Genomic DNA, 6,252 nt, shown 5'->3' on the forward strand with positions numbered 1-6,252 from the left:
GCGATAACAGGATGCGCTGCAGCTGGGACACCTGGCCGGCGCGGGGCAGCAGCCAGCGGCGCAGGGCGGGGGGGGGGGGGTGGGGGGGCGGGGGGCCGCCGGGGGCGCGGGGCCGCTCGGGGCCCCCGCCCGGGGGCGGCGGGGTCGCGGGGTGGCGGGCGGCGCGCAGCCGGATTCGGGTGATCATCCACGCCCACCACCTCTCCGCCGCCGGGCCCTCCTCTCCATGGTGGGGCGAGAAGGGCCCGGACGGGAGGTCCAGGACGAACCGGCCGGCCCCGGCGCGGGGGCCGGCGGCGCCGTCAGGAGAAGTCGAGCGAGCCGGTCCGGGTCCGCTTGAGCTCGAAGAAGTTCGGGTAGCCGGCCAGCAGCCGCACCCCGTCGAAGACCCGGACGGCGTCCTCGCCGCGCGGGATGGCGCTCAGCACCGGGCCGAAGAAGGCGACGCCGTCGACGTGGATGGTCGGCGTGCCGACCTCCTCGCCGACCGGGTCCATGCCCTCGTGGTGGCTCTTGCGCAGCGCGACGTCGTACGCCGTGCTGTCGGCCGCGGCGGCGAGCTCCTCCGGCAGTCCGGCCGCGACCAGGGCCTCCCGGATGACGGCGTCGTCGGCGGGCCGGTCCTGGTCGTGCAGGCGGGTGCCGAGTTCGGTGTACAGGTCGCGCAGCACGTGCTCGCCGTGCTGTTCGGCGGCGGCGATGCAGACCCGGACGGGGCCCCAGCCGGTGGTCATCAGGCGCTGGTAGCGCTCGGGCAGGTCGGTGCGGCCCTCGTTGAGGACGGACAGGCTCATCACCCGGAAGGTGAGGTCGAGCTCGCGGTGGCGCTCGACCACACGGATCCACCGGGAGGTGATCCAGGCGAACGGGCAGATCGGATCGAAGTAGAAATCGACTTTGGTGGTCACGGTGAAGAGCCTAGACGCCGAGTGGACCGCTTTCCAGGGCCAATCGATCACCATTGCGGTGGGCCACTTCTCAGCTGCAGGTCTTCCCGTCGGCCGGCACGGTGCCATCCAGCAGGTAGGCGTCCACGGCCTGCTTCAGGCACGGGTCGCCGGTGTTGTAGCCGCCGTGGCCCTCGCCCTGGAGGGTGACGTTGATGCCGACGCCCGGGCCGAGCTGCTGCGCCATCGCGTGGGCGCCCTCGACCGGGGTGGCCGGGTCGCCGGTGGTGCCGACCACCACGATCGGGGCCGCGCCGGCGGCCGAGACGTCCGGGTGGTCGGCCTTGCCCTGCACCGGCCAGCCGGTGCAGCTCGTCAGGCCCCAGGCGGAGTAGGGGCCGAACACCGGGGAGGCGTCGCGGAACTGCGGCAGCTGCTGTTCGACGTCCTGGTCGGAGTAGCGCTGCCGGGCGTCCACGCAGTTGATCGCCCGGTTGGCGGCGCTCAGGTTGGTGTAGCGCCCCTGCGGGTCGCGCCCGAACATCGCGTCGGAGAGCTGGAGCAGTGTGTTGCCGGTGCCCTGCTGCATCGCCTCGGTGAGCCCGGCGGCCAGGACGGGCCAGGTCTCCTCGCTGTACAGGGCGGCGGCGATGCCGGTGACGGCCAGGGTCTCGGTGAGCTGCCGCCCGCTGGTGGTGGGCAGCGGGGACTGCTCCAGCTTCTGGAGCAGCGCCGTGACCGCCGCCGTGCCCTCGACGCCGCCGGCACCCGTCGGGCAGACGGCGGCCTCCTCGGCGGCGCAGGCCTTCATGAAGTTGTCGAAGGCGAGCTGGAAGCCCTTGGCCTGGCCGAGCGCGGACTGCTGCGGGTCCTTCGTCGGGTCGACGACCGAGTCCAGGACGATCCGGCCGACCTCCTGCGGGAACAGGTGCGCGTAGACGCCGCCGAGCTGGGTGCCGTAGCTGATGCCGAAGTAGAAGAGCTTCTGGTCGCCGAGCACCTGCCGCATCAGGTCGAGGTCGCGGGCGGCACTCTCGGTGTCCACGTAGGGCAGCACCGGACCGGAGTTGTGCTCGCAGGCGGCGGTGAACTGCGCGTTGCTGGTGTCCAGCGCCTTCACCGCGTCGGGGGTCCCGGGGGTGTTGTCGATTGCCAGGCTGACGTCCATCGCCTTGTCGTCCAGGCAGCTCACCCCGGCGCTGGCGCCGACCCCGCGGGGGTCGAAACTCACCAGGTCGTAGCGGGCGTTGAGGGAGGCGTAGTCGGCGGCGAGGGCGGGCAGCGTGGCGACGCCGGAGGCGCCGGGGCCGCCGAAGTTGAACAGCAGCGAGCCGATCCGGTGCTTCTCGTCCTTCGCCCGGCTCCGGATCATGGCCAGGTCGATGGTCTCGCCGTCCGGCTTGCCGTGGTCCAGCGGCGCCTTGAGGGTGGCGCACTGCCAGTCACCGGCGGGCGCGGTGCCGCTGCCCTGCGCGGGGCTGGGGGCCGGGCAGGCCTGCCAGTCGAGCTGCTGGGCCGCGAGTCCGGTCGCGGACGCGGCGGGTGAGCCGGGCGAGCCGGCCGGGGAGGTCGGCGCGGGCTCGACGGCGGAGCGGGCGTCGCCCTGGCAGCCGGCGGCACAGGCGAGCAGCAGCGCGGCCAGGCCGAAAGCGCCGGCGCCGCGGACGACGGTGTGCATGGAGCGGTCCACCTCTCGGGTTGCCGGGCGCGCCCCGGCGGACGGCGGGGCGGCGTACGCCCCGGCGCTCGGCACGGTCAACGCACCACAGACCCTAGGGGCGGTGGTGCGACTGCGCCCGCCGGAAGGGCCGGTGGAGGGGCGTGCGGCGGTCCGGCTGCCACCCGCCGTCCGGGTGAGGTCGCTCCCGTGGCCCTCGTCCGGACCGCCCACTACCTGGCGTCGCATGCTATCTTGCATCGCATGGTACCTGGCATCACACACCACGACGGCGACGCCGGTACGGCCGACGGGCCGGTGGCGACGCAACTGCGCAAGGGCGTACTGGAGTACTGCGTCCTGGCGCTGCTGCGGGACGGCCCCCGGTACGGGGTGGAGCTGTTGCAGGAGCTCGGCCGGTTCCCGATGCTGGCGACCAGCCAGGGCACCATCTACCCCCTGCTGTCCCGGCTGCGCCGGGCCGGCCTCGCCGACACCTTCCTGCGCGACTCGGCCAGCGGCCCGTCCCGCCGGTACTACACCCTCACCGACACCGGCCGCAGCGCACTGGAGGAGTTCGCCACGCTGTGGCCCGCCTTCCGCGAAACCGTCGACCACGTCCTGGCCCCGGGAGAGAACCCGTGAACAACCCCATCGAGCACCCCCTGGTCCGCACCCACCTGGCCGCGGTCGCCCGGTACACCGCTCCGCTGCCCGAGCCTCGCCGCCGCGAACTGCTCGCGGACCTGCGCGAGCACATCGAGGTCTCGCTCGCCGAGTGCGACCCCGCCGACGAGGCCGCCGTCCGGCGGGTCCTGGAGCAGCTGGGCAGCCCCCGGCGGATCGCCGACGCCGCGCTCGACGAGGAGGGCGGCACCCGACCGGAGCCGGAGAGCCGCGGCCGCACCGCCCGCACCCTGGTCTTCGCGGTGCTGCCGGTTCCGCTGTCGTTCGTCCCGGCCATCGGGCCCCCGCTCGCACTGGCCGCCGCCGTCATCGCCGCGAGCAGGGTGTGGCGGTCCACGCAGTGGAGCCGCCGGGAGAAGCGGCTGGCAGCCCTGCTGCTGCTCTCCCCCGTCCTGGTCACTCCGCTGGCCGGCATCGCCGCCGCCGTCGTGTCCCCGTTCGGCCTGACCGCGACCGCCGTCCTCGCCGCCTGCGTGGTGGGCTTCTGCCCCGCCCTGCTCGCGGCGTTCCTCCTGGCCCGCTCCGCCGCCCGGCTGCGCAACGCCGCACTCATGGCCTGAACCGGCTTCACCAAAGAACACTGACGTTTCGCCGGCCCCCCCTGGTGATGCCGGAGGCCGCCCCCATGTACAAGGGGGGGGGGGCGGCCTCCGCACGTCGGAGGCTCGCGCTTGCGCGCGCCTCTGCCCGGCGGCTAATGTCTTACCTGTTTCTCACCATCAAATCCCTTTTCGGCCAAGGCCGTTCATACGGTTAACGAAAACCCGCATACAGTGTGCGGACCTGGGGAACCCGAACCGCCGCCCCCTCCGTCTGGGGGCTTTTCCATTACGCGGGAATCAAGGCAACTCACTTTACCGTCAGGCTCGTTGACCCCGTTCTCCGGCGGCTGCTTTGCTTCTCGGCGGCCGAGGCGGGCCTGTTTCCCCCCGGTGATCCGTTGTGCGGCGGGTCATCCAGGCGTTCCACCGCCTCCGGCCTCTCCCTGTCCTTCGCGACCACCCGTCACCCACCGGTGCCCGGGCGGTCGGCATGAGAGAGGCAACCCTCACATGGGCCGAACCCCCACGTTCCGTCTCGCCGGACGGGCGGCGCTCACCGGCGTCGCCGCGCTCGCCCTCGCGGCGGCCGGCTTCACCGCGGCACCCGCCCAGGCGCAGCCCGACGACGCCGCGCACCCCGCGGCGTCGGCGAACCACCCGTACCGGCACGGCGCCGTCCCGCTGCGCGGCCACCAGGCCGCACCGAACGCCACCTCCGCCAACAACCTCAACTACGGTGGCGGGGCGGGTAGTCCGAGCATCGGCGTGACCACCGGACCGGAGCACGTCTACCTGGTGTTCTGGGGCTCCCAGTGGGGCAGCTCCGGCACCGACGCCAACGGCAACACCACGCTCAGCGGCGACGCCAAGGGCATGGCCCCGCGCCTCCAGCAGCTGTTCAAGGGCATCGGCGCGGGCAGCGAGCTCTGGTCCGGCGTCATGACGCAGTACTGCGAGGGCGTCGCCGCCGGCTCCCAGACCTGCCCGGGCAACTCCGCGCACGTCGCCTACCCCACCGGCGGCGCGCTCGCCGGCGTCTGGGTGGACACCTCCGCCGCGGCGCCCGCCTCCGCGACCGGCAACCAGATCGGAGCCGAGGCGGTCAAGGCGTCCGGCCACTTCGGCAACACCACGGCCGCGGCCAACCGGAACGACCAGTACGTCGTCGTCTCCCCCACCGGCACCACCCCCGACGGCTTCAACACCGCGTCCGGCAACTTCTGCGCCTGGCACGACTACACCGGCGACACCACGCTCACCGGCGGCGCCGTCTCCTCCCCGTACGGCGAACTCGCCTTCACCAACCTGCCGTACGTGACCGACGCGGGCTCCGGCTGCGGCCAGGGCTTCGTCAACGCGGGGACGGCCGGCACCCTGGACGGCGTCACCATCGTCGAGGGCCACGAGTACGCCGAGACCATCACCGACCAGAACCCGGCCGGCGGCTGGACCGACAGCAGCGGCGCCGAGAACGGCGACAAGTGCGCCTGGGTCAGCAGCGGCCAGGGCGCCTCGGCGAACGTCGGCTTCACCACCGGCAGCTTCGCCATGCAGTCGACCTGGGCGAACGACTTCAACAGCGGTGCGGGCGGCTGCGAGATGTCCCACCCGATCGTCGGCGGCACGACCGGCAACACCGTCACCGTCACCAACCCGGGCGCCCAGGCCGGCACCACCGGCAAGGCCGTCAGCCTGCAGATCGCGGCGACCGACAGCGCCTCCGGCCAGACCCTCACCTACACGGCGAGCGGCCTGCCGGCCGGCCTGTCCATCTCCGCCTCCGGCCTGATCAGCGGCACCCCGACCACCGCCGGCACGGCGAGCGTCACGGTCACCGCCAAGGACGCCACCGGCGCCTCCGGTTCCGCCGCCTTCGGCTGGACCGTCACCTCCGCGGGCGGCGGCGGCCTCACCAACGGCGGCTTCGAGACCGGCACCCTGAGCGGCTGGGCCTCCACCGGCAGCGCCGCCGCCTCCAGCGCCGCCAAGCACACCGGCGGCTACGGCGCCATGCTCGGCTCCACCGGCCCCACCACCACGTCCACGGCCAGCCAGACCTTCACCGCCCCGACCGGCAGCAGCAAGGTCGCCTTCTGGTACGACGTCACCTGCCCGGACACCGTCACCTACGACTGGGCGACCGCCACGCTCAAGGACAACACCACCAACACCACGACCACGGTGCTCGCCAAGACCTGCACCAGCGGCCTCGGCTGGAAGTCCGCCTCCGGCACCGTCACCCCGGGGCACAGCTACACGCTCACCCTCACCAACGTGGACGACAACTACCCGGGCGACCCGACCTACACCTACTACGACGACGTGGCCGTCTCCTGACGGCCGCCCGTCCACGCCCCTGACGCCGCCGGGGCGGGCGCCCCCCCCCGCGCCCCCCGGGCCCCCCCGCCCCTCCGACCACGGCCCCCCCGCACCGGCCCCCCGCCCCCCCGGCCCCCGGCCGCTGTGGGTCGACGGGGCG

6 protein-coding genes are annotated in these 6,252 nt (G+C 73.7%); 3 read left to right on the top strand and 3 right to left on the bottom strand.

The features are described 5' to 3' along the window. From ACFV61_RS33395 to ACFV61_RS33405, 3 genes are all read right to left on the bottom strand, one after another. On the bottom strand, positions 1 to 187 hold a 187-nt coding region (locus tag ACFV61_RS33395), incomplete at its 3' end, for a hypothetical protein (RefSeq protein WP_380495800.1). 115 nt (positions 188 to 302) lie between these two features. Beyond that, entirely contained in the window at positions 303 to 962 is a 660-nt protein-coding gene (locus ACFV61_RS33400; RefSeq protein WP_380495802.1) for a DsbA family protein, read from the bottom strand. A 16-nt stretch (positions 963 to 978) separates the two neighbouring features. Next, complete coding sequence (locus ACFV61_RS33405; protein ID WP_380495804.1) at positions 979 to 2,565, bottom strand: alpha/beta hydrolase; 1,587 nt, start codon at positions 2,563 to 2,565, stop codon at positions 979 to 981. A gap of 243 nt (positions 2,566 to 2,808) precedes the next feature. Between ACFV61_RS33405 and ACFV61_RS33410 the strand changes: the two genes are divergently transcribed. From ACFV61_RS33410 to ACFV61_RS33420, 3 genes are all read left to right on the top strand, one after another. Beyond that, on the top strand, positions 2,809 to 3,189 hold the full coding sequence (locus ACFV61_RS33410; RefSeq protein ID WP_363377112.1) for a PadR family transcriptional regulator: 381 nt from the start codon (positions 2,809 to 2,811) through the stop codon (positions 3,187 to 3,189). Then, positions 3,186 to 3,791: an HAAS signaling domain-containing protein gene (locus tag ACFV61_RS33415; RefSeq protein ID WP_380495806.1), complete on the top strand. Its 606-nt coding sequence runs from the start codon at positions 3,186 to 3,188 to the stop codon at positions 3,789 to 3,791. Before ACFV61_RS33410 ends, ACFV61_RS33415 begins: the two co-directional genes overlap by 4 nt. A 492-nt stretch (positions 3,792 to 4,283) precedes the next feature. Continuing rightward, a complete protein-coding gene (locus ACFV61_RS33420) occupies positions 4,284 to 6,110 on the top strand; it encodes an Ig domain-containing protein (RefSeq protein WP_380495808.1) in 1,827 nt (608 codons plus the stop codon). Positions 6,111 to 6,252 lie beyond the last annotated feature (142 nt).

This window comes from Kitasatospora sp. NPDC059817 (genome assembly GCF_042731835.1).
Classification (GTDB): domain Bacteria; phylum Actinomycetota; class Actinomycetes; order Streptomycetales; family Streptomycetaceae; genus Kitasatospora.